This window comes from Kitasatospora sp. NPDC036993 (assembly GCF_055607525.1).
In genome coordinates this window covers 25,120-47,884 of sequence record NZ_JBVJRP010000007.1, presented here as the reverse complement: position 1 = coordinate 47,884, position 22,765 = coordinate 25,120, and the positions used below count along the sequence as shown (strand labels likewise).

Annotated in this window: 21 protein-coding genes; 8 read left to right on the top strand and 13 right to left on the bottom strand. The window is 75.4% G+C overall.

Annotation, left to right across the window (positions count from 1 at the left end; translation table 11 throughout):
- Position 1: 1 nt before the first annotated feature.
- Positions 2-181 (bottom strand): hypothetical protein, encoded by a 180-nt coding sequence (locus ACZ7C5_RS16495; protein ID WP_401083854.1) that lies wholly within the window; start codon positions 179-181, stop codon positions 2-4.
- Between the two features lie 69 nt (positions 182-250).
- Here ACZ7C5_RS16495 and ACZ7C5_RS16490 point away from each other — a divergent pair, with 69 nt between their 5' ends.
- Entirely contained in the window at positions 251-1,510 is a 1,260-nt protein-coding gene (locus ACZ7C5_RS16490) for a pyroglutamyl-peptidase I (RefSeq protein ID WP_470322805.1), read from the top strand.
- A gap of 39 nt (positions 1,511-1,549) precedes the next feature.
- Here ACZ7C5_RS16490 and ACZ7C5_RS16485 read toward each other — a convergent pair whose 3' ends face one another.
- Positions 1,550-2,050 (bottom strand): inorganic diphosphatase, encoded by a 501-nt coding sequence (locus ACZ7C5_RS16485; RefSeq protein WP_401083851.1) that lies wholly within the window; start codon positions 2,048-2,050, stop codon positions 1,550-1,552.
- Between the two features lie 263 nt (positions 2,051-2,313).
- Here ACZ7C5_RS16485 and ACZ7C5_RS16480 point away from each other — a divergent pair, with 263 nt between their 5' ends.
- On the top strand, positions 2,314-3,390 hold the full coding sequence (locus tag ACZ7C5_RS16480) for a restriction endonuclease (protein WP_470322804.1): 1,077 nt from the start codon (positions 2,314-2,316) through the stop codon (positions 3,388-3,390).
- Positions 3,391-3,438: 48 nt separating this feature from the next.
- Here the strand turns inward: ACZ7C5_RS16480 and ACZ7C5_RS16475 are convergent, their stop codons facing one another.
- The 4 genes from ACZ7C5_RS16475 to ACZ7C5_RS16460 all read right to left on the bottom strand — a co-directional run bounded on the left by ACZ7C5_RS16475 (position 3,439) and on the right by ACZ7C5_RS16460 (position 8,003).
- Positions 3,439-5,304: a CocE/NonD family hydrolase gene (locus tag ACZ7C5_RS16475; protein ID WP_470322803.1), complete on the bottom strand. Its 1,866-nt coding sequence runs from the start codon at positions 5,302-5,304 to the stop codon at positions 3,439-3,441.
- Complete coding sequence (locus tag ACZ7C5_RS16470) at positions 5,301-5,729, bottom strand: cupin domain-containing protein (protein ID WP_401083846.1); 429 nt, start codon at positions 5,727-5,729, stop codon at positions 5,301-5,303. Before ACZ7C5_RS16470 ends, ACZ7C5_RS16475 begins: the two co-directional genes overlap by 4 nt.
- Positions 5,730-5,825: 96 nt before the next feature.
- On the bottom strand, positions 5,826-6,641 hold the full coding sequence (locus ACZ7C5_RS16465; protein ID WP_401083844.1) for a Mut7-C RNAse domain-containing protein: 816 nt from the start codon (positions 6,639-6,641) through the stop codon (positions 5,826-5,828).
- A gap of 99 nt (positions 6,642-6,740) precedes the next feature.
- Entirely contained in the window at positions 6,741-8,003 is a 1,263-nt protein-coding gene (locus ACZ7C5_RS16460; RefSeq protein WP_470322802.1) for an MFS transporter, read from the bottom strand.
- A 911-nt stretch (positions 8,004-8,914) separates the two neighbouring features.
- Here ACZ7C5_RS16460 and ACZ7C5_RS16455 point away from each other — a divergent pair.
- The 3 genes from ACZ7C5_RS16455 to ACZ7C5_RS16445 all read left to right on the top strand — a co-directional run bounded on the left by ACZ7C5_RS16455 (position 8,915) and on the right by ACZ7C5_RS16445 (position 12,812).
- Complete coding sequence (locus ACZ7C5_RS16455; protein WP_470322801.1) at positions 8,915-11,029, top strand: xanthine dehydrogenase family protein molybdopterin-binding subunit; 2,115 nt, start codon at positions 8,915-8,917, stop codon at positions 11,027-11,029.
- 81 nt (positions 11,030-11,110) lie between these two features.
- Positions 11,111-11,572, top strand: a complete 462-nt coding sequence (locus ACZ7C5_RS16450; protein ID WP_401083838.1) for a (2Fe-2S)-binding protein — start codon at positions 11,111-11,113, stop codon at positions 11,570-11,572.
- Between the two features lie 100 nt (positions 11,573-11,672).
- The gene (locus tag ACZ7C5_RS16445) at positions 11,673-12,812 is read left to right on the top strand and encodes an alpha/beta hydrolase family protein (RefSeq protein WP_401083836.1); all 1,140 of its coding nucleotides are present in this window, start codon (positions 11,673-11,675) and stop codon (positions 12,810-12,812) included.
- Positions 12,813-12,816: 4 nt separating this feature from the next.
- Here ACZ7C5_RS16445 and ACZ7C5_RS16440 read toward each other — a convergent pair whose 3' ends face one another.
- The 6 genes from ACZ7C5_RS16440 to ACZ7C5_RS16415 all read right to left on the bottom strand — a co-directional run bounded on the left by ACZ7C5_RS16440 (position 12,817) and on the right by ACZ7C5_RS16415 (position 19,220).
- A complete protein-coding gene (locus ACZ7C5_RS16440; protein ID WP_470322800.1) occupies positions 12,817-13,422 on the bottom strand; it encodes a TIGR03086 family metal-binding protein in 606 nt (201 codons plus the stop codon).
- 149 nt (positions 13,423-13,571) lie between these two features.
- A complete protein-coding gene (locus ACZ7C5_RS16435) occupies positions 13,572-14,354 on the bottom strand; it encodes an SDR family NAD(P)-dependent oxidoreductase (RefSeq protein WP_401083832.1) in 783 nt (260 codons plus the stop codon).
- A 171-nt stretch (positions 14,355-14,525) separates the two neighbouring features.
- Positions 14,526-15,227 (bottom strand): class I SAM-dependent methyltransferase, encoded by a 702-nt coding sequence (locus tag ACZ7C5_RS16430; protein WP_470322799.1) that lies wholly within the window; start codon positions 15,225-15,227, stop codon positions 14,526-14,528.
- A gap of 215 nt (positions 15,228-15,442) precedes the next feature.
- Positions 15,443-16,186 (bottom strand): transglycosylase family protein, encoded by a 744-nt coding sequence (locus tag ACZ7C5_RS16425; protein WP_470322798.1) that lies wholly within the window; start codon positions 16,184-16,186, stop codon positions 15,443-15,445.
- Between the two features lie 554 nt (positions 16,187-16,740).
- Positions 16,741-17,409 (bottom strand): response regulator transcription factor, encoded by a 669-nt coding sequence (locus ACZ7C5_RS16420; protein WP_401084502.1) that lies wholly within the window; start codon positions 17,407-17,409, stop codon positions 16,741-16,743.
- 149 nt (positions 17,410-17,558) lie between these two features.
- On the bottom strand, positions 17,559-19,220 hold the full coding sequence (locus tag ACZ7C5_RS16415) for a sensor histidine kinase (protein ID WP_401083826.1): 1,662 nt from the start codon (positions 19,218-19,220) through the stop codon (positions 17,559-17,561).
- Between the two features lie 176 nt (positions 19,221-19,396).
- Between ACZ7C5_RS16415 and ACZ7C5_RS16410 the strand changes: the two genes are divergently transcribed.
- The 3 genes from ACZ7C5_RS16410 to ACZ7C5_RS16400 all read left to right on the top strand — a co-directional run bounded on the left by ACZ7C5_RS16410 (position 19,397) and on the right by ACZ7C5_RS16400 (position 21,918).
- Positions 19,397-19,726 carry a DUF4326 domain-containing protein gene (locus tag ACZ7C5_RS16410; protein WP_401083824.1) on the top strand — a complete coding sequence of 110 codons (330 nt, stop codon included), beginning with the start codon at positions 19,397-19,399 and terminating at the stop codon, positions 19,724-19,726.
- 126 nt (positions 19,727-19,852) lie between these two features.
- Entirely contained in the window at positions 19,853-21,172 is a 1,320-nt protein-coding gene (locus ACZ7C5_RS16405; RefSeq protein WP_470322797.1) for an outer membrane protein assembly factor BamB family protein, read from the top strand.
- Between the two features lie 110 nt (positions 21,173-21,282).
- Positions 21,283-21,918: a nucleoside/nucleotide kinase family protein gene (locus ACZ7C5_RS16400; RefSeq protein WP_401083821.1), complete on the top strand. Its 636-nt coding sequence runs from the start codon at positions 21,283-21,285 to the stop codon at positions 21,916-21,918.
- Here ACZ7C5_RS16400 and ACZ7C5_RS16395 read toward each other — a convergent pair.
- A complete protein-coding gene (locus tag ACZ7C5_RS16395; RefSeq protein ID WP_401083819.1) occupies positions 21,866-22,714 on the bottom strand; it encodes a DNA-formamidopyrimidine glycosylase family protein in 849 nt (282 codons plus the stop codon). The two genes, ACZ7C5_RS16400 and ACZ7C5_RS16395, sit on opposite strands and share 53 nt — an antisense overlap.
- Between the last annotated feature and the right edge of the window lie 51 nt (positions 22,715-22,765).

The window sequence follows — 22,765 nt, the reverse complement described above, 5'->3', positions numbered from 1 at the left end:
GTCAGGGCCCGAGCCGGGGGTCGGCGAGTGCCTGGCGGACGTCCTGGCAGCGGGTCACCAGCCGGAACGGCAGGCCGTCCGGGCCGACGACCCGAGGGACGGGGGTGCCGGCGCGCAGCCGGGTGCAGCCGCCGTACGGGTCGGCGACCAGGGACGTCGGGGAGAGGTCGGGCACGGCCACCGACCCAGCCCACGGCCACCGTGCCGACACCCTGGCGGGCCGTCAGGGCCGGACCTATTGTCAGCGCACATGACATGTCTACGCCGCGTCGCCGGACTGGCCGCCGCGCTCACCGGAACCCTCGCCGCCCTGCTGACCCCGGCCGTCGCACAGGCCGCCCCGGCCGGCTGCCGCACCTCCGCCACGGTGCCCCTGGACGCCGAACAGTCCCGCCTCCAGGACGCCCGGACGGCGGCCTTCACCGAACGCTCCGGTCTGGGCGGGCTGCTCGACGGCTTCCCCTCGGCCCTGTGCGCGGCCCGCAACGCCCGGCAGGCCCAGTGGGTGGTGGAGACCTGGGGCCGGGCGCTCTGGCAGGCCGGTCTGGACCGCGCCCAGGGCCGCCGGCCGAGCGGTGAACTGCCCGCCGGGGACGACCGCCCGCTGTACTGGACCAGGCTCGCCATGACCGTCCGGCTCGCCCACTGGCAGCCCCGGTTCGACGTCGACCACGCCGCGCTGCGGGTCCGCTTCGAGGACGCCTCGCGCGGCCTGGACGACGGGTTCGGCTCCGCCCCCGGGGTCCGGCGGATCTTCCTCAGCGGCTTCGACCCGTTCGGCCTGGACGTCGAGCCGCGCCGCGCCAACCCCTCGGGCGCGGCCGTGCTGCGACTGCACGGGCAGCGGATCACGCTGGCCGACGGCAGCGCCGCCGAGGTGCGGGCGGTCGTCCTGCCGGTGCGCTACGGCGACTTCGACGGGGGCATCGCGGAGCGCGCCTTCGCTCCGCACCTGCGGCCCGGCCGGCAGTCCGCCGACCTGATCACCAGCATCAGCCAGGGCTACCCGGGCAAGTTCACCCTGGAGGAGTGGGCCGGGCGGGCCCGCTCCGCCGACCCGGCCACCGACAACGTGGCCGCGCTCTCCGGCGGCACCACCGAGCACCCGGTGGACGCTCCCGGCCTGGCCCCCGGGCCGCAGTTCGTCCGCACCACCCTGCCGGTCGACGCGATGGCCTCCGTCCAGCAGCCCTTCCCGGTGCTGCTGAACACCTTCGTCACCGAGATCCCGGCGGGCGCCACCGCCCCGGTCTTCCGGCCGGACGGGCCCACCCCCGGCTCCCGCGCCGTCTCCGGCGGCGGTGGCGGGTACCTCTCCAACGAAGTCGCCTACCGCTCCAACCGGCTGCGCGTGTTCCTCGCCCCCGACCTCCCGGGCGGCCATCTCCACACCCCGGTCCTGACCGGCCTGCCGGCCGACCCGAACCGGCTCACCGCACCGGAGTTCGAGCAGAACGAGGCCGCGATCGGCGACGAGGTGCGGGCGATCCTGAGCACCGTCCGGCTCTGACGGGCCGCCCGGCCCTGACGGCCCGCCCCCTGGCACCCGTTACGCCGGGCCGGCGTAGCGGGTGCCCGCCGCGCGGGCGCGCGACTCGGCGATCTCGGCGTGGGCGGCGTCGCGGCCCGCCCAGTGCGAGCCCTCGACGGACTTGCCGCGCTCCAGGTCCTTGTACACCAGGAAGAAGTGGGTGATCTCCAGCAGGTCGAACTCCCGCAGGTCACCGATGTCCCGCAGGTCCGCGTAGCGCGGGTCGCGGGCGGGGACGCAGAGCACCTTCTGGTCCGGGCCGCGTTCGTCGCGCATCACCCACATGCCCACCGCCCGGCAGGTCAGCACGCAGCCGGGGACGGCCGGCTCGCCGCCGAGCACCAGGGCGTCCAGCGGCTCGCCGTCGCCGCCGAGGGTGCCCTCGACGTAGCCGTAGTCCGCGGGGTAGCGGGTGGCCGTGAAGAGGGTGCGGTCCAGGCGGATGCGGCCCGCCGCGAAGTCCATCACGTACTTGTTCCGCGACCCCTGCGGGATCTCGATCATGACCTCGAACTCCACCGCGGCCTCCTCCTCGGCTCCTCCTCGGTTCCTGGGGGCGATTGTCCGTCGTTCGAACGCCCACCGGCGGCACCCCGCCGTTCGTGGGCGTGCACGACCGTCCGCCCCGCCCGTGTCCGGCCCCGGCCCGCACGCGCCGCAGGGCCGCCGCATCGTCCCAGGTCTCGATTGTGCGGCGGAACTGACGGCCCGACAGTGCTTCGTCCACGATTCCCCTACGGTGACGCCTGCAACAACCGTCACCTGCAAGAGGGGGCACGCCCATGTCCCGGAGCCGGAAGCTCCACCGCCTCAGCAACCCCGACACCGACGAACGCCGCGCCCAGCGCGCGCTGTTCCGTCACCTCCGCGACGACACCAACGCCAACCGTGGCCGGATGGCCAAGCGCGTCCGCGAGCTCCAGCTCCTGCTGGCGATGGACCCGGTCGACTTCGAAGGGCTGATCGCCCGTCTGATGGAGGCGATGGGCATGAAGGTCGAACTCACCGCGCGGTCCAGGGACGGCGGGGTCGACGTCCGCGGCGCCGACCCCGACCCGTTCCGCGGCGGGAACGTGATCGTCCAGGTGAAGCGCTACCGGGACACCGTGGCGCCCTCGGCCGTACGGGACCTGTACGGGACGCTGCGGCACGACCAGACCGCGACCAAGGCCGTCCTGGTCACCACCAGCAGGTTCGGCCCCAGCTCGCACCAGTTCGTCGCGGGCAAGCCGATCTCCCTGATCAACGGCGCCGAGCTGGTCGGGCTGCTCAGGCACCACGGCTTCCACGAGGTCTTCGCGGACGCCCAGGACGACGCCTCCGCCGAGGCCGGCGCGCTGGACGGGCTGCCCGCGATCGAGGTGGCCGCCGAGCCCGCCCGGCTGCTCCTGCACTGGACCGGCGAGGAGGAGTACGACATCGCCGCCCTGGTCTGCCAGGGCAACACGGCGCTCTCCGACGACCACCTGGTGTTCTACAACAACGGCTCGACGCCCGACGGTTCGGTGCGCCTGGTGACGGGTTACGGCGACGCGAACGCCTGCCTGATGGTCGACTTCGACGGGCTGCCCGCCCATGTCGACCGGCTGGTCGTCATCGCCGCCGCCGACACCGAGAACCACCCCGGCGCCACCATGGGCGGCTTCGCCGGGCCGGCGCTGATCCTGGAGGCCGGCGCCGGGCAGGACGCGGCCGTGGTGCACCTGGCGGACGGCGCGGAGACCAACACGGCGATGCGGCTCGGCCGGTTCGACCGCGAGCCCTCCGGGGACTGGGAGTTCACCCCCGCCCTGGCCGGGTACCCGGGCGGGCTGCGGCAGGCCGTGACGGCGTACGGGCTGGAGGTCGTGGACGCGTGACGGGTCGGGGGCGCCCGGCCGAGGCCGGGCGCCCCCCGGGTGCGGACCTCAGCGCACGACCGGCAGCTCCAGCACCGATGCCCGGTCGCCGCCCCAGCCGATCCGGTAGTCCGCCCGTCCGTCGGCCGGGAGCAGTTCGAAGGAGTCGGGGTTGGCGGCGGCGACGGTGAGCCGGATCCGGTCGCCGGCGCGGAACAGCACCGAGACCGGCTGGAGGTCGATGGCGACCTTCTGGGGGCGGCCCTGCGGGAGGTCCGCCGCGTCCTCGGCGGCGTAGCTGCGCGGCGTGCGCAGCCGGCGCCAGTCCGGGTTGTCCGCCCGGTCGGCCACCGCCCGGTCGGCCAGGGCGAGTTGCCCCTCTGTCAGATAGGTGACCCGGCCGTCCGGTGCGACGTCCTCCAGGTAGACGTGCAGGGCGCCGCGCGCCGAGCCCGCGAGGCCGGTGACGTCGAGGGTGACCTTGCCGTTGCCGGTGACCCGGGTGTCGGCGGTCAGCGGCGCGGTGGTGTAGCCGAGCAGCTTGGCGTCGACGGCGGCGCGGTCGGGGTAGACGACCTCGTCGCCGCTGAGGTTGGTGTTCCAGCGGTCCAGCGGTCCGGTGCCCGCGGTCGGGTCGAGACGCAGCAGGTCGGAGCCGGTGCGGTGGCCGTCGGGACGGCCGGCCAGCGTGCCGCCGGCGCCGAGGTGGAACCGCTGGGTGCGGGTGCCGGGCACCGGCCAGCGGTCGGTGGTGCGCCAGACGCCCTCGTTGAACGTGTAGTAGTGCACCTGCCGCCGGCCGTCGGGCCTGGCGTCGCCCCGGACGTAGCGGTCGAAGAAGTCGAGCACCCGCTGGTCGTTCTCGGTGCGCTCCTGCGCGGTGAGCGGGCGGGCCGGCAGGAACGGGTCGGCGAGCCAGGCGGCGCCGTGGTTCCAGGGGCCGATCCAGTCGTCCTGGGTGTTGGACAGGCCGGTGAACTGGGAGAGCACCCCGTTGGCGGTGCCCGCGTCGAGCCAGCCGGCGCTGGTCAGGACGGGCACCCGGCCGGCCTCGACGGCGTCGGTCCGCTCGCCGACGCTGCCGACCGTCCAGCTCTCGGGGCCGTTCCGGTAGTCGCGGTGGACGCCGGTGTGCGCCATCTCGACCAGGTTGGCGTTGGCCGCGTGCTCGGCGCGGGCCGCGGCGAGCAGGGCCTGGCCGTCGGGGCCGTCGACCGGCCGGGGCTGGAGTCCGGTGAGGCCGACCTCCGCGCAGAGCCGCCGGGTCGAGTCGTCGGTCTCGCAGGTGGTGCCGCCGGCCTGGTCGAGGACGCGCAGCACCAAGCCGTACCGGGCGACCCTGGGTTCGATGAGCACGCCCCCGGGGCGCACCAGGTCCTCGTACGGGTCGAAGTCGTAGGAGACCGGGGCGGCGGCGGTGATGTGGTGGTTGCCGAGGGAGGTGGCGAGCATCGCGGTGTCGCCGCCGTAGGAGATGCCGGTGGTGCCGACCCGGCCGTTGGACCAGGGCCGGCCGGCGATCCAGTCGCTGAGCGGGCCGCTGTCGGCGGTCACGTCGGCGCCGAGTTCCGAGGTCAGGGTGCCGAAGGAGGCGCCGGTGCCGCGCAGGTCGGCGACCACGTAGGCGTAGCCGCGGGCGGTCCACTGCCTGGCCGCGCTGCTGACGCCGCCGGTCTCGCCGGCCTTGACGGCGGCCCGCCAGTAGCGCTGGGTGACCAGGACGGTGGGCAGTCGGGCGCCCGCCCGGGTGCCCTCGGGCAGGTAGACGTCGACGGCGATGCGGACCCCGTCCGGCATGGTCACGTAGCGCGACTGGAGCTGTGGTTCGGCGGGCCCGACCGGCCCGGCGGCGGCCGCCGGTGCGACCGCGAGCCCGAGCACCACCGCGGCCGCGACCAGCGCCGCCGGCAGGCGGCGCGACAGCCCCCGCCTCATCGGACGGTCGCCTTCCAGGGGCCTTCCTCGGGGCGCGCCTCGTCGTCCGTCCCCGGCCAGGGCGGCATGGTGACGGCGGTGATCCGCAGCGGCTCCCCGGCGTCCCCGTCCGCGCGGAACTGGAACGCGGTGCCCAGCGGTATCGACACCGCCGTACCGGGCGCGAGCCGTACGGTCTCCTCGCGCCCGCCCTGGCGGCGCCAGAGCTCGCCGCTGCCCGCGGTGACCTGCCACAGCTCCTGCACGGTGGCGTGCGAGACCGCGCGGGTCACCTGCCCGGGGGCGAGCGCGAAGACCGCGAGGCTCCCCTGCCCCTCCAGCACCAGCAGCGGGTACACCTCGGCCCCGTCCGGGGCCGTCACCACGGGGGCGTCCCCCACGTCCGCGGTGTCGAAGGGCTGCTGCTGCCCTGACTGACTGCTCATGTGTGACGACCTGGCCTCTCTCGTCCGACCGAGTAGCGTGGTCTCGTCCCCCACCGCCGATGGGACCACGGGCGCGCGGCCGTCCGCCAGAGCTGACTACCCTGAGACGACCCCGAGTTGGCCCTGACCCTCTCCGGACGGGGCCCGGCCGTCTCCGGCCGGCGCCTGAGCGTCGCCGGCCGGCGGCCCGCCGTCGCCGAAGTCGCGTACGGCCTCGGTGACGATCGCCTCCAGCCGGGCGTGGTGGGCACCGCGCCAGTAGGCCTGGCCGCAGTCGGCGCACTGGGCGAAGGCGTCGTAGGAGCGCTCGGTGCCGTCCCGCAGCTGCTCGCTCACCGAGGTCTTGGTGGCCGGGCGCAGCATGCCGTTGCAGGTGGTGCAGCGGCTCCAGGGCGCGAGCGGCGGGGCGAAGCGGGAGAGCACGTCGCGCAGCTGTTCGGCGGGGCGGTGGCTGTAGACGTAGGCGCCGGCCCACAGTTCGCGGCGGCGCAGCAGGCCCCGGTCGCGGGAGAGCATGATCCGCTGCTCGGCGGCGGAGCGGGCGGCGAGGGCGGCGTCGCCGATGTCGGGGTTCTCGTACGCGGCGTCCACGCCGAGCAGGCGCAGCCGGCGGGTGAGGGTGCCGAGGTGGACGTCCAGCAGGAAGCGCGGCGGGGCGGCCGAGGGCTGCGGCCTGCTGACGGCCCGGACGGCGATGGACTCGCCGTCGGCCGGCACGTGCGCGTCGGTCACCGCCAGACCGTCCACCAGCAGGCCGCCGACCTCGGTGAGCGGGACGCCCAGGGACTCGACGACGTGGCCGAGGGTGGAGGCGCCGTCGGTGCGCAGCACGGTACGGCCGGCCCGCCGGGGTGCGGAGACGAAGAGGTGCAGTTCGGGGGCGAAGTCGAGCCAGATCTGGGGTCGGTCCACGCGGCCAGCATGCCAGCGGGCGGCGGGCCGGGGCCACCGGGTTTCCGGCCCGCCCACGGGGGGCCGCCACCATGGGCCCGGGCGCCGCGGGGCCCGGGGTCAGGACGCCGCTGCCACCGCCACCGCCGGTGACACCGCGTGACCGCGGTCCCGCGCCGCCCAGCGGGCGACCGGCCCCATCGCGTGCCCCGCCACGAGGAACACCCCGCCCAGGACCAGCCAGCCGGCCAGGCCCCCGTCCAGCAGCAGCGTGGTGAGCAGCAGCGGCCCGAGGGTGCGGGCGACGGCGACTCCGGTGCCGAAGAAGCCCTGGTACTGGCCGGTCCGTCCGGGCGGGGCGAGGTCGAAGGCGATCTGCCAGCTGCCCGCCGACTGCCGCATCTCGCCGGCCACCTGGAGCACGGAGGCCGCGACCAGCAGCGCGCCGACCGCCCAGACCGGCACGTCCAGCGCGGACAGTCCGAAGACGGCGCAGGAGCCGAGCAGCAGCAGTCCCGCCGTGCGGACCGCCCGGGCGGCCGGGCCGAGCCCGGTGACGCCGCGCGCCGCACGGACCTGGAAGGCCAGCACCGCGAGGGTGTTGAGCACGAACAGCGCCGAGCCGAGCCAGCCGACGCCGGGGGCGCGCTGGGCGATCCAGAGCGGGATGATCAGGCTGAGCAGCGGCATCCGCAGCAGCAGCACGGCGTTGACCGCGGTGACGGCGGCGTACCTGCGGTCGCGCAGCACCGCCAGGCGCGGCCCGCCGTCCGGCTCCCCCGGCACGGGCGGCGCTTCCGGCAGCCGCCGCAGCAACTGGGCGCCGATCAGGAAGCCGAGCGCGGTGACGGCGAAGGCCGCCAGGTACGCGGTGCGGGTGCCGACGCTCAGCGCGACGCCCCCGATCGCCGCGCCGACGGCCAGTCCCCCGTTGAGGGTCGACTGGATGTGGGCGAGCAGCGCGGTCCGCTCCGCGGGCGGCACCAGGGCGGCGACCAGCGCCTGGCGGCTCGCGGTCAGGCCGGACTGCGCGGTGGCGTAGAGGCAGACCGCGAGCAGGAACAGCGGGTAGCCGCGGATCACCAGGAAGGCGGCGACGACGGCCGCCGTGCCGAGCGCGAGCGCCACCGCGGTACGGCGCGGGCCGCGCCGGTCGGCGAGGTGGCCGAGCGGGACGCCCGCGACGGAGCCCAGTGCCCAGGCGAGGGTGAGGCCGAGCCCGAGGGCGGTCGGCGACATCCCGACCACCCGGGTGAAGTAGAGCGCGGAGCAGGTGTAGTAGGCACCGTCGCCCACGGCGGCGGCCAACTGGGCGGCGGCCAGGGTCCGCTGGGGCCCGGCGGGCGGCAGGCCGCCCCAGCGGGCGGCTCGTTCGGTCGACATGCCCCTCCTCCTCCTTCTCTCGTTCTCGGGCGGCCACGCGGCGGGCCCTCCGGACGGTCACCCGGTCCGTCCGGGTACTCGCCCGGCCCCGCCGCGTGACGGCCCGGTCCGGCCGGGTGCTCACCCGCACGCGTCCACCTGCGTAAACGTCTTCACGGTCCGTCACTCCTGCCCGCGACCGCCGGACGGGCGGCGCGCGGCGCCGGTCTCCGCGACCGCCCGCGCCGGTACGCCCCACCCTAGTGAGGAACCGGCCCAGTGGACCGGTCCAGTGATCAAGGAATTTCCTGGGCCAATCCGATCCGCCGCCGCACCGCCGACCGACCGATGAACCCGCGTGCGAGGGGCGCCAGTTGGCGCCTCCGAGCCCCTCGGGACGGTCCGGAACCGGCCCCGCCCGCGCCTCCGAAGCGCCGTCCGTACCCGCTCCGACTCCGCCCGCGCGGAACGCCGGGGAAGCGCGATCGGGCAGACCAGGGGCCAACTTTGACCGTGTTGACCCGTCAGTAGCGCCCTTTTATGCTCGACGGCGTTCGCGATCCGGCACCGGGCCGGGGCCGCCGCGCCCGCCCGATCCGTCGCCGCCTCCGGCTCGAAGGGTTTCTCCCATCAGCACCTTCATCGCCCCCTCCGACTCCACCGGCCGGCCGGGCGACGCCGGACGCCCTCGCGCCCACTCCCCGACGGACGCCCCGAACACCCCTGGCACTCCTGGCACTCCTGGCACTCCGAACCCCCCGAGCAGCGCCGACGATCCGGACGTCCGGGCCACGGACGGCCCCACCCGCCGCCGACGCTTCCTCACCTACCTGCTGGCCGCGCCCACCCTCACCATCGCCGCCCGCCTGGGCCTCGACGCCGCCGCGCCCGCCACCGCGCGGGCCGCCGCCCCGACCCCGGCCGGGGCCACCGTGCCGTCCCCGGCCCGGGCCGCCGCACCGGCCCGCGAGACCGCCCTTCCCCAGCAGCTGATCGGCCTGCCCGGCATCCCGGACATCGTCGACCTCGGCGACGCGATGATCATCGCCGGGCTGCCCACCTCCCACCTGCTGGTCCTCGAAGTCACCACCGCCGGACGCGCCGTGCTGCACCTACCCCGGCTTGAGGTCGGCCAGGGACTCACCACCGCGATCGCCATGATCGTCGCCGAGGAGCTGGACGCCCGGCTCTCCGACGTCGACGTCCCGCTCTCCGACTCCCGCCCCGAACTCTGCTTCAACCAGCTGACCGGCGGCTCCACCTCGATCCGCGCGCTGTACGACCCGGTGCGCGCCGCGGCCGCCGCCGCCCGGGCCCGGCTGGTGACCGCCGCCGCCGAGCGCTGGAACGTTCCCGCGACCACCCTGCGCACCGCCGACTCCGCCGTCCTCGCCCCCGACGGCCGCCGGCTCGGCTACGGCGGCCTCGCCACCCGGGCGGCCGGCGTCACCACACCCGCCGTACCCTCCTTCCCCAAGTCCCCCGAGCAGCTGCGCCTGGTGGGCAGGCCGACCGGCCGGATCGACGCCCGCGACATCGTCACCGGCCGCGCCACGTACGCCGGGGACCTCCGGATCCGGGGCGCCGTGCCCACCGTGGTCGCCCGCCCGCCCACCGTCAACGGCACCCTCAAGTCACTGGACGCCTCCGTCGCCCGCGCCATGCCCGGAGTGCTCGGCGTGGTGCGGATCCCCACCGGCGTCGCCGTCCTCGCCGAGACCTTCGACCAGGCGCTCAAGGGCCGCGACGCGCTGCGCACCACCTGGAACCCGGGCCCGGTCGCGGGCCTGTCCGACGCCGACGTACGGTCCCGGCTGCGCGCCGCCCACCTGCCGTCCCCGCCGCCACCGCTGCTCTCCCACCGCGTGGAAGGGGAGTTCGACTTCGCCTTCGTCAACCACGCCCCGATGGAGGTGCTCACCGCCGTCGCCGACGTCCGGCCCAACCGCGCCGAGCTGTGGTTCGCCTCGCAGAGCCCGATCCTCGCCCAGGGGACCATCGCCGCCGAACTCGGACTGCCCGAGGAGGCCGTCACCGTCCACGTGGTGCGCGGCGGCGGCTCGTTCGGCCGCCGGCTGTTCTTCGACGCCGCCCTGGAGGCCGCCCAGGTCTCCAAGGCCGCGGGCCGCCCGGTCAAGCTGATGTGGACCCGCAACGACGACATGCGCCACGGCCGGATGCGCCCGGCCAGCCACCACCTGGTCCGGGCCACCTACGGCCTCGGCCGGGTCTTCAGCTGGGAGCACCACATGGCCGGTGTCCGGACCGACCTCGGACACGGCCTCGGCGACATGCTCACCGCGGCCGGCTACAACCTCCCACTGGCCGGGCTCACCGCCTCCGAACTGTTCTTCCTGCTCACCGAGAGGATCCCGTACGACGTCGGCGTGCCCACCCAGCTGCTCGCCGAGCTGCCGCTGGATCTGCACACCGGCAGCTGGCGCTCGGTCTACTCGGGCACCGTCCGGGTCTCCGACGAGATCATGGTGGACGAGGTCGCCCGCCGGATGGGCCAGGACGAACTGGCCTTCCGCCGCGCCCGGCTGCGCGGCGCCGCCGGGCGGGCCGTGCTCGACGAACTCGCCAGGAGGGGCGACTGGGGCCGCCCGATGCCCCCCGGCCTGGCCCAGGGCATCGGCTACCACGACGAGAACAACTCCACCGCCGCCTACCTGGTCGAACTCGACGCCACCGACCGGGCCAACCCCCGGGTCACCAAGGCCGTCATCGTCGCCGACGTCGGCCGGGTGATCAACCCCAAGGGCCTGGAGGCCCAGCTGACCGGCGCCCTGGTCGACGGCATCTCGGTGATCCTCCAGGCCGGCAACCATCTCGACAACGGCGCCTTCCGGGAAGGGAGTTACGGCGACTTCCACTACGCCCGGCAGCGGCACACCCCGCCGGTGGTGGAGATCCACCTGATGCCGCCGAGCGGACCGCCGGGCGGCGCCGGCGAACTCGGCGTCCCGGCCGCCTCCGCCGCCGTCGCCAACGCCTACGCCCGCGCGACCGGCACCAGCCCGCGCTCCTTCCCGATCAACTTCTGACCGTCCGCCGCCCTCTGACCACCAGCCGCCTTCCGACCCTCCATCGCCTTCCGACCACCAGCCGAGGAATCCCGACTCCCCATGCCGAGCCACACCTTCGTCCTCAACGGGCAGCCCGTCACCGTCGAGGCCCCGGACGACATGCCGCTGCTCTGGGTGCTGCGCGACAAGCTCGGTGTCACCGGCCCCAAGTACGGCTGCGGGGTGGGCGTCTGCCGGGCCTGCACCAGCCACCTGGACGGCCGGGAGTTCCAGCCCTGCACCCGGTCCGTCAAGGACTGCGCGGGCCGCACCGTCACCACCATCGAGGGCCTGGCCGACGGCGAGGTCCTGCACCCGGTCCAGGAGGCCTGGCTCTCCTGCGACGTCGCCCAGTGCGGCTTCTGCCAGCCGGGCCAGATCATGACCGCCGTCGCCCTGCTGCGCCGCACCCCGAACCCGACCGACGCGGACATCGACCAGATCCAGAACATCTGCCGCTGCGGCAGCTACCCGCGCATCCGCGAGGCGATCAAGCAGGCCGCCGCCCGGCGGGCGCACTGACCGGGCCCTGCCCCACTCCGTCGCTCGGAACCCTGGCCACACCGGTCCGGACCACCTAGGCTGACCGGACCCCAGTCGCCGAGCCGCGCGAGGATGACGCATGATCAGGCGCCGTTCACTGCTCGCCCTCGCGGGCCTGGGCGGGGCCGCCGCCCTGCTGCCCGCCGGTCCCGTCCACGCCGCCCCGCCGCGCACCATCGACCTGCCCGCACCCACCGTCGGGCGCCCGGTCGGCACCACGACCCTGCACCTGGTCGACCGCGACCGCCCCGACCCGTTCGCGCCCGTCCCGGCACCGCGCGAACTGATGGTGCAGTTCTGGTATCCGGCGCGCGGCACCGCCGGCCGGCCCCGCGCGCCGTACATCACCCCCCGGGTCGCGGCCGCGATCGAGCAGAACCTGCCGCTGGATCCCGGCACCCTCACCCGGGTCCGCCCCACCGCCCGCGCCGGCGCACCCGTCCACCCGGGCCCGCTCCCCCTGCTGCTGCTCGGGCACGGCCGCACGGGCGGGCGCAGCAACTGCACCGCGCTGGCCGAGGAGCTGGCCGCGCACGGCTACCTCGTCGCGTCCGTCGACCACACCTACGACGCCGCCGCCGTCGAGTTCCCGGACGGCCGGCTGGTGCGCAGCGTCCTGCCGGAGAACCCGCCGGACTGGGACGCCGCCGAACGCGAGGAGATCGCCGTGCGGGTCGCCGACCTGCGCTTCGTCACCGGCGAACTGACCGGCTGCCGGCTGCCGTTCCGGGTCGACCCGGACCGGATCGGCGTGCTCGGCCACTCCATGGGGGGCGCCACGGCCGCCGAGGCGCTGCGCCAGGACCCGCGCCTGCGGATCGGCCTCGACCTCGACGGCGGCCTGTTCGGCTCGCCCGTCCCCGAACTCGGGCTGGACCGGCCGTTCCTGCTGCTCACCGCGCTCGACGACCACGACACCTGGCAGCGCTGGCGCGAGCACCACCACGCCTGGGGCCGCCAGCTGCGCACCCTCGGCGCGGGCCACCTCAGCTTCACCGACCTGCCGCACACCGCCGCCCCCGGCCACCTCGCCGACCACCTCCCCGCCGGCGCCTACGCCTCTCTCCTCGGCACCATCGCCCCGGCCCGCGCCACCGCGCTCACCCGCGCCTACGTCCTGGCCTTCGCCGACCGCTTCCTGCGCGACCGCCCCGCCCCGCTCCTCGACGGCCCGTCACCGCGCCACCCCGAGATCGAGTTCCACTGGAGCCACGCGTAGCCGGCTAGCCGGTCGGGCCGGCCTGCGGGTCGCGGCCGAAGAAGGCGGCGAGCCGGTCGTACGCCGGGGCGTCCTCGGGGACGGTGACGGCGGGGCCGAAGGCGTGCTGCTCCTCCTCCGCGCCGCGGTACTCGGGTTTGAGCGCGCCGGCCGCCCAGGCGAGGGCGGCGAGCGCGACCTCGTGGTCCAGGCCCTCGGTGGACTGGCCGGTGGCGTGGGCCAGGTCCCAGCCGTGGACGGCGAATTCGGCGATCTGCTGGTCCACGGGGAAACGGGCCGGCAGGCTGCCGCCGCCGGGGAGCGCCAGGGTTCCCGAGAGGTCGCCGGCCGCGCGCCAGGCGCCGACCAGTCCCTCCGCTCCGGCCTCGAAGGCGTGCAGCCAGTCCTCCTCGACCCGTTCGAAGGGCTGCGACCAGTCCGGCTGCCCGCCCTCCGCCCGTACGGTGAACTGCCGCAGGTCGTGCAGGAGGTGGCTGACCAGGTCGCCGACGTCCCAGGTGCGGCAGGGCGTCGGGTGGGCCGCGAGTTCGACGCCGGTGCCGTCGATCAGCCCGGCGGTCTGGGCGAGGGCCCTGGCGAGCAGCTCGATCGGGTCGTCCGCTGTGGTCATGGCACACCTCTCGGTCCTGGGTCCCGGTGCGGGGGCACGGGTCGTGCCGGGCGATCGTAAGCGCGGACGCCCACCACCGCCCGGCGCGACACCGGGCCCACCGCCACCGGTGGCACCGGGGCCTCTGGTGCCACCAGTGCCACCGGCTGTCAGGCGGCGAAGCCGCCGTCCACCGCCAGCTCGGCGCCGGTCACGTACCGGCCGTCCGCACCCGCCAGGTAGGCGACGGCGGCCGCGACCTCCGCGCCGGTGCCGTAGCGGCCGAGCGCGGTGAGCCCGCTCTGGAACTCCGCCGAGGTGCCGTCGGCCGGGTTCATGTCGGTGTCGATCGGCCCCGGGTGGACCAGGTTGGCGGTGATCCCGCGCGGCCCGAGTTCCCTGGCCAGCGCCTTGGTCAGGCCGATCAGCGCGGCCTTGCTGGTCGCGTACAGGGTGGCGCCGGGGAAGGCGACGCGCTGGGCGATGCAGCTGCCGACGTTGACGATCCGCCCGCCCTCCGCCAGGTGGACGGAGGCCGCCTGGGCGTACAGGAAGGGGGCCCGGACGTTCACCTCCAGCACCCGGTCGACCTCCTCCAGCGGGTAGTCGCCGATCGGGCCGACAGCGCCGACGCCCGCGTTGTTCACCAGGACGTCCAGCCTCCCGAACCGCTCGACGACGGCCTCGACCGCGGCCCGCACCGCCTGCGGGTCGGCGCTGTCCGCCCGTACGGCCCAGCCCTTCCGCCCCATCGCGGTGATCTTCGCGGCGACCTCCTCGGCCCGCTCCGCACCGCCCTGGTAGGTCACCACCACGTCGGCGCCGTCCTCGGCCAGCCGCAGGGCGACCGCCGCCCCGATCCCCCGACTGCCGCCGGTCACCAGGGCCACCTTGCCGTCCAGGCCGCCGACGCCCTCGAGGCCGTCACGCACCGCCGCACCGTTCATCGTCATATCTCCAGAACTCCTCGTTCCGATCTCGGACATGACTCGATCCTGGTCCGAGGCGTTTCAAACCTCCGGCGGTATTCGGACGTTGAGTTCAACGTTCAACCAACTCCCTGAAGGCCCCGGCGAGCCCCACCGAGCCCCCGGAAAGCCACCGCACCCCGGCGCGCGCGCCGTCTACCGGTAGTACGACCCGACCGCGGGCTGCCCCGTGTAGTTCGGCCCGGACGCCGGATCGGCTCCGACGTACTCGAAGGGCAGTACGACCGGTCGTCCGCCGTCCAGGAGCAGCAGGTGCCGACGCGCCCGGTACTCGAACCCGGCCGCCCGCAGCGCCGCCACCACCGCGCGGGCCGCACCGGAGCCGTCCGGCCGGCGCACCGACTCCGGGTCGAAGTGCGCGGCGAACCGGCCCTCAGGGGTCAGCCAGGAGGCGGCACGGGCGATCGCGCCGAGCTGGTCCCCGAGGTAGTGCAGCCCGTGCACACAGGTGATCAGGTCGTAGGACCGCTCCGGCACCCAGTCCGCGACCGCCGCCGTGACCAGCCTCAGGTGCGGCAGGGCGGCCGCGTCCGGCGGTGGGGCCGGCGGACCGACCAGGTCCACCCCGGTCAGCTCCACGTCCGGCCACCGGGCCGCGGCCGACGGCGGTCCCGGGGCCGACCGCCGCGCCGCCTCCACCAGGGCCCTGCCCTCGCCGCTGCACAGGTCCAGCCACCCGGGAGCCGTGCCGCCGTGCTCCGCCAGCCGGTCGAGCGGGTCGAAGCCCAGCTCGCGGGCGTAGCTGTTCACCCCGGTGAGCCCGCGCTCGCGGTTCATCGTGCTGTTGGCCACCACCGAGGAGGCGGTGAGCTCGCTGTCGCCGATCAGTCTGACCATCAGCCGACCCTACCGGCAGCGGAAACGGCCGCTCCCGTACCGGAAACGGCACGGGAACGGCACGGGAGCGGGTCCGGCTCCGGGGGAACACGCCGGGACCGGCCGGAGCGGCCGCCCCCCGGGGGGCAGGGACGGCCGCTCGGCCGGTCGACCGGGCTCCGTCAGGCGGCGTCCCGCCAGACGGTCAGGTGCTCAGGTGCTCAGGCGACAGACGCTCAAACCGTCAGCGCCTGGCCCGGGAAGATCAGGTCCGGGTCGCCGCCGATGGTGCGCACGTTCTTCCGGTAGAGGCTGTCGGTGTCGGTACCGAACTTGGCCGCGATGTCGCTCAGGGTGTCGCCGCTCCTGACCGTGTAGTCGCCGCCCGCGGTGTTCTTCGGGGCGACCGGCGCGGACTGCGCGGGCTTGGCCGAGGGCTGCCCCTTGGGCGCCTGCTGCTTGGCCGCCGGTGCGGCGGCAGGCTTGACCACGGGCTTCGCGGCGGGCCTGGCGGCAGGCTGCGCCGCCTTCGGGGCGGGCTTGGCCGCCTTGGTGTTCGAGGGGGCGGCCGCCGGAGCACCGCCCTTGCCCAGACCCGCCTTCTGCGAGCAGACCGGCCAGGCGCCCGGACCCTGCGAGGCGAGGACCTTCTCCGCGACGGCGATCTGCTGCTCCTTCGTCGCCTTGTGGGCCTGGGAGGCGTACGCGGTCCCGCCGTACGCGGCCCAGGTGGACGGGCTGAACTGGAGCCCGCCCTGGAAGCCGTTGCCGGTGCTGGTGCTCCAGTTCCCGCCGCTCTCGCACTGGGCGACGGTGTCCCAGGTCGAGCCGGTGGCGGCGGAGGCCGAGGTGGCCGTGACGAGGCCGGCCACCGGCAGGGCCGCGACGGCGGCGCCCGCGACGACCGCCATCCGTACGCGGTTGCGCTTGGTGGTGGCGGTGGTCTCGGTGGCAGCGGCGGTCTCGTGACGGGGTTTCATACAGGTCCTCTCGACGAGCCCCGGGCGGGCAGGCGGAACCAGGCCCGGGACATGGGCCGGCAGTCTTTCGCTCACCTCACTCGACGGCGGCCGGGCACGTGTCGGACGTGCCGTGCCGCCCCGGTCACCCCCGCACGCCGACGGCCTGTTCGAGCCGGCCTGGTCGGCGGACACCGCCCTCGCGCCGTGGGTCAGTCGGCGGGCAGTGCCTCGGGGTGAACCCGGGTGGCGCTCGGTGCGCCGCCAATGAAGCTAGGGGCATCACCCGGACGCAGCAAGCAATTCTTGGACGTCGCAGGTCAGTTGACTGTTACCGGCGGTATCGATCTAGAAGCTGCATGCGATTTGACCAGCTTTGACTGAATTTTCAAGATCAAATGGTCATATTCCGTGCCCTCGCTCACACCCGTCCATCCGAGAAAGCCGGCGCACCCTCCACGCGGAGGAACCGTCAACTGACGCACCGTCACCATCGCACCCGGAGTTCCCCGTTCCGCGGCGCCGTCGAGTGGCATCCGCCACACTCACCACGTACCGCTACCGGAAGAGCACCCTCAGTGGCGGCCGTCGAGCTCCGCGTCCCGCGCCAGCAGCGCCGCCTGGACCCGGTTCTCGCAGCCCAGCTTGGCCAGGATCCGGCTGACGTAGGTCTTCACCGTCGCCTCGCTCATGTGGATCCGCGCCCCCGCGTCGGCGTTGGACAGACCTTCCCCGAGCAGCGCCAACACCTCCGACTCGCGCCCGGTGAGCACCTCCAGCCGACGCCGCGCCGCCACGCTGCGGGCCGCCAGCGAGGCGCTGCGCCCGGAGGCCAGCGAGTCGACGATGTGCCGGGTGGCGGCCGGGGACAGGAAGGCGTTCCCGCCCGCCGCCGCCCGGACGGCCTGGATCAGCTCGTTCGGCGCGGTGTCCTTGAGCAGGAAGCCGGCCCCGCCCTCGGTCACGGCGCGCAGGACGTTCTCGCGCTCCCCGAAGGTGGTGAGGATCAACGCCCGCGCGCCGGGAACGGCCCTCGCCAGCTCCCCGAGCGCCGTCAGCCCGTCCATCACCGGCATCTGGATGTCCAGCAGCACCACGTCCACCCGGTGCGCCCGCGCGAGTTCCAGCGCCTCCCGGCCGTCGGCGGCCTCCGCGACCACCTCGATGTCGGCGGCGGAGCCCAGGATCATCCTGATCCCGGCCCGGATCAGCGGCTCGTCGTCGGCGACGAGGACTCGGATCACGCTGGTCATTCCCCTCGAACGGTGCTTCGGCTGCGGCACCATCCTCACATCCCGGCCGGACCGTTCGGAACCGCCCCGATCCGGACCGCCACGGTCCGAAACCGGCCCGGCCCGCCCGGGCCGGAGCACCCGCCCGCGCACGGGGGCACTCAGCCCCTCATCACGTACTCCTGTTTGTCCACCAGCACCCCGTCCCGGAAGCAGAATCGCGCCACGTGCTCCTCGTTCCAGCCGGAACCGGGCACACCGTCCAGGCCGTACCAGCGGCAGTGCGCGCCCGCCGGCACCTCGGGACCGCTCCCCTTGTAGGTGTCGGTGAAGAAGTCGTTGCCGCGCGGCAGCGTGCGCAGCACCTCCGCCTCGGCGGTGCCGACCTTGATCTGATCGAACATCGGCTTCGCCACGCTGGCGTCGTTGGTGCCCTGGACGAAGGCGACCACGCCCCAGACCAGCAGGCCGAGCACCGTCAGCGCGACGGTGCCCACCCCGATGGCACAGCCCAGCGCGGGGCTGCGCCGCCGATGCCCCTCCTCTGCGGGCGTCAGGCCTTCCGGCATCCAGTCCTCGGCCCCGGCCGGCCCGGCCGCCCCGTCCTGCTCGGCCCCTTCGTACGGCAGGACGGCCGCCAGCCGGAAGCCCTGCGCCGGAGTGGGCCCGGCGTGCACCATCCCGCCGACCAGCCGGGCGCGCTCCCGCAGGCCGGTCAGCCCCTGCCCGCCGCTGACCGCCGCGCCCGCGCCGGTGCGCGCGCCCACCAGCTCCGGCGCGCGACCGTTGGTCACCTCCACCACCAGCGCGTCCGGCTCGTACCGGAGCGCGACCCCGATCGACGCGCCGGGGGCGTGCTTGTGCGCGTTGGTGAGCGCCTCCTGCACGATCCGGTACGCCGCGTGGTCGACGGCGGCCGGCAGCGGGCGCCGCTCGCCCTCCCGCCTGAGCCCGATCTCCGCCCCGGCCGCCCGGGAGGACTCCACCAGCCCCTCGACCCCGTCCACCCCGCCCCGGCCCGACACCCCTGCGGCCACCCCGGTGGCGGGCGGCACCGCCGTCGACTCGTCGTGCAGCACGCCGACCACCTCGCGCAGCTCGCGCATCGCCGCCACCGCCGCCTGCCGGAGCACCCCGACCGCCTCGCGCTGCCGGTCGGTGAGCGTGCGGTCCACCTCCAGCGCGCCCGAGTGCACCGAGATCAGCGCCAGCTGGTGGCCCAGGCTGTCGTGCATGTCCTGGGCGATCCGGTGCCGCTCGCGCAGCCGCGCCTGGTGCACCACCATGACCCGCTCGCGCACCAGCTGCTCGTTGCGCTCGCGCAGCGCGTCCAGCAGGGCGCGCCGCTGCGCCCGGTAGCGGCCGTAGAGCCCGGGCAGCACGGCGACCAGCAGGAAGAAGCCGAGCGACAGACCGAGGACCAGCTTCGGCGAGAGGGAGGCGGCCTCCTTGAGCACGCCCGTCATGGTGAACAGCACCCAGCCCACGACGAAGGCACCGACCAGCGACCAGACCCGGCGGATCCGCGCCCCGGCCGTCCAGCCCGCGCAGACCAGCAGCGGCATCGGGCCGGCCGCCCAGCCGGCGAGGGCCGCGGTGACCAGCAGCACGGGAGCCGGCAGCCCCTTGCGCAGGACGAACAGCACCATGACGGCGAGACCGAAGGGCACCGCCAGGCCGGAGCGGGTGATCAGTTCCAGCAGGGCGGCGAAGCCGCCCATCACCAGGGCGAGCACCGCCTCGCCGACCACCCGCCGGGGCCGCCAGGGCCCCGGCAGTGCCGTCCGTACCGCCGTGTCCCAGGCCCGCGCGATCGCTTCCACCCGTCGAGGCTATCCGCCGGACCCAGGTGCCCGCCGTCCTCCTTCGTCGCCCTCCCGCGCCGACGAAAGTCGCCGCCCGGCCCCACCCACCGGGGGCGTACGGCGCCCCGGCCGGAGCCCGGGCCAGGCCGGGCCCCGAGCTGCCCCGGGGCCCGGCCTGCACCAGCATGGACGGCATGCCGAGCGAATCCCGCCGCACCACCGTGGTCAACCTCAAGGGCCACCGCGACGACACCGGCTACGAGGACGTCGTCTACGTCGGCCGCGCGATGCACCGCGGCGGCTGGCACCTCGCCGAGTCGCCGCTGCACTGCCCGTACCGACCGGGGCCCGACCTCACCCGCGAGGAGATGGTGGTCGAGTACCGCGCGTACCTGCTCGCCCGCCCCGACCTGCTCGACCTCGTCCCCCCGCTGCGCGGCCACCGCCTCGGCTGCTGGTGCGCCCCGCTCCCCTGTCACGCCGACGTCCTCGCCGAGCTGGCGGACCACCCGCCGAAGAGGTGAGGAGAGAGAGGAGAGGCGCGGTCCCCGTCGTTCCTCCCCTACCACCGTTTCGTACGCATCGCTGCCTGTTCGGTATCCTCCGGGCGGGTGGCGGCGCGGGGCCGCCGGTGGGGAAGCGAGAGCCGCATGCAGTCATCGTCGTCCACGGGTCCGGCGCGCGAGACGTCGTGGCAGTGGGACGAGGCGACGGACGGCGGCGAGGCTTCCGAGGACGTGATCACGGGCGGCGGCGAGCGCCGGCGTCCCAGCCGACGCGGGCTGCTGTTCGGAGCCGGGGCGCTCGCGGCGGGCGGGGCCGTCTGGGCGTTCGGCCGTTCGGGCGGGGGCGGGGCCCTCCCCACGCCGGGGCCGACCAGGCCGCAGCCGACCGCCCTGTCCGGGCCGACGCCGCTGTGGACCTACCGCGGGCCCGAGGCGATGATGCCCGAACGCCTGGTCGACCCGCCGGACCGCCCGGTGTACCTGTCCAAGGCCGGCCTCCAGGTGCTCGACCCGACCCAGGGCACCGCCGCCCGGCTGCTGGTCTTCGACCCCCCGCCCCTCCGGGACTGGCCCAGCGACCTCGACATGCTCGGCAAGGTGGCGATCGGCCCCGACCGCCTCTACGCGGCCACCTACGAGGGCCACGTCGAGGCCCGCCACTTCACCGACCCGGCCGCCGACTGGAGCCTGCCGCTGCCCGACGAGCTCCAGGGCCAGACCACCAAGCTGGCCGGCTACGACCGCGGCGTCCTCTACGGCTACTCCTGGGGCCTCCCGCACGGCGAGGACACCCCGCCGGAGAACCGGATCTTCGCCCTGCGGGCCGCCGACCGCTCCTTCCTCTGGTCCATCCGCACCGAGCGCGAGGAGCAGCCGGTCACCCCCGCCACCAGCACCGGCGGCAACCGCCTGGCCTGCGTCCGCTTCCTCGGCAACCGCCCCCAGCTGGTCGTCAGGAACGCCGCCGACGGCCGCGAGCTGTGGACCGCCCCCGGCGACGAGGACCTGCGCTGGTGCGCCACCGGACCGGCGAACGTCCACGTGCCCGACGGCACCGGCGGAGTCCGCGCGCTGCGCGCCGACGGGGAGCCGGGCTGGACGTACTCCCCCGCCCGCGGCGAGTCCTGGCGGGCGCTGCCGCCCGTCCCCGACGGCCCCCGGGTGTACGTCCCGCGCGACCACGGCATCGTCACCGGCCACGACGCGGCCACCGGCGCCGTGCTGTGGACCTGCCGGCTCCCGTACACGCTGGACCGCCGCAGCCGGCCGCTGGTCGCGGGCGGCACGCTGTTCGTGCCCGGTACGGCGGTCGGCGGGGTCAGTGCGATCGACACCGCGACGGGGAAGCTGCGCTGGAACTTCCGCGACTCGGGCCCCGGCCGGGACGTGTGGACCCTCGCCGCCGACGCGGAGCGCCTGTACGCCGGCCACGACGACATCCTGCACGCGCTCCCGCTGCACTGACACCACCGCGCCGGGACCACCGCACGGGGAGCACCGGCGCCGGGGCCGACGCGCTCGACGGCGCACGAATCCCGCTGCACGGGCCGCCCCGCGCACGGCAGGATGGCCCGATGCAGGTACGCCCGATCTCCCCCGACAAGCTGGCCGAGCTGCTCGCCGACCGCATCGCCGCGCTGCCCGACGCGGGCGCCCGCCGGCTGCGGGTGGCCGTGGACGGCGCGGCGGCGGCCCGCCCCGAGGCGCTCGCCGACGCCCTGGTGGAGCCGCTGCGGCTGCGCGGCCACCCGACGATACGGGTCTCGGCGGCGGACTTCCTGCGCCCGGCCTCGATCCGGCTGGAGTACGGCCACCACGACGCGGACGCCTTCCACGACCTCTGGCTGGACGACGGCGCCCTGGCCCGCGAGGTCCTCGACCCGCTGGAGCCGGACGGCAGCGGCCGGGTGCTGCCCTCCCTGCGCGATCCGGTCACCGACCGCTCGACCCGCGCCCCGTACGCCGAACTCCCGCCCGGCGGCGTGCTGTTGCTGGACGGCGCCCTGCTGCTCGGCCGCTGGCTGCCGCTGGAGCTGACCGTCCACCTGGCCCTCACCCCGGCCGCACTGGCCCGCCGCACCCCCGCCGACCAGCGGTGGACGCTGCCCGCGTTCGCCCGCTACGAGACGGAGACCGTCCCCGCCGAGGCCGCCGACGTCACCGTCCGGGTGGACGACCCGCGCCACCCCGCCCTGGTCGAGCGGACGTGACCTCCGGGGCCGGGCCGCGCTGGCAGTACGGGCACCAGAACACCGCCCGGTCGCGCGGCGGCGAGCCCTGACGCCCGGTCGTCACGGGGGTGACACAGCGCGGGCAGGGCCGCCCTGCCCGGCCGTAGACCCAGTGCTGGTAGCCGGGCCTGGTGTCGCCGGTGGTGATGTGGCCCGGGCGCAGCTTGTTGGCCTCCAGCATCTGCCGGGCCCGCGCCACCAGCCGGTCTGGGTACGGGAGTTCGCCGACCTCGGTCCACGGCGTCACGCCCGCCACGAAGCACAGCTCGTTGGCGTAGACGTTGCCGATCCCGGCGAGGTTGCGCTGGTCGAGCAGGGCCTCGACGACCGGGCGGCCCGGGCGGGCGAGGAGCCGGCGGACGGCCTCGACCGGGTCCCAGTCGGGGCCGAGCAGATCCGGGCCGAGGTGGCCGACGATCCGCCGCTCGTCGGTGGTGCGCAGCAGTTCCACGACGGGCAGCCGGTAGCCGACGGCGGTGCCCTGGTCGGTGCCGAGGACGGCGCGGATCTGCCAGGCGGGGCCTCCGGTCCACGGCTCGCCGGGGCGGTAGACCTCCCAGCGGCCGTCCATCCGCAAGTGGGTGTGGAGAGTGAGACCGCCCTCGAAGCGGGCGAGCAGGTGCTTGCCGCGCGGGGCGACCTCCAGCACCCGGCGGCCGGCGAGGTCGGCGGTGGCGTGCGCGGGCACCCGCAGGTCGGCGCTGGTCAGCAGCTGTCCGGCGAGGGCCTCGTGCAAGTGGGCCGCCACGCGGTAGACGGAGTCACCTTCTGGCATGTCTCCATTCTGGTCCGCGTGGCGGCCCTGCGGCTCACCGGCCCCTCAGCT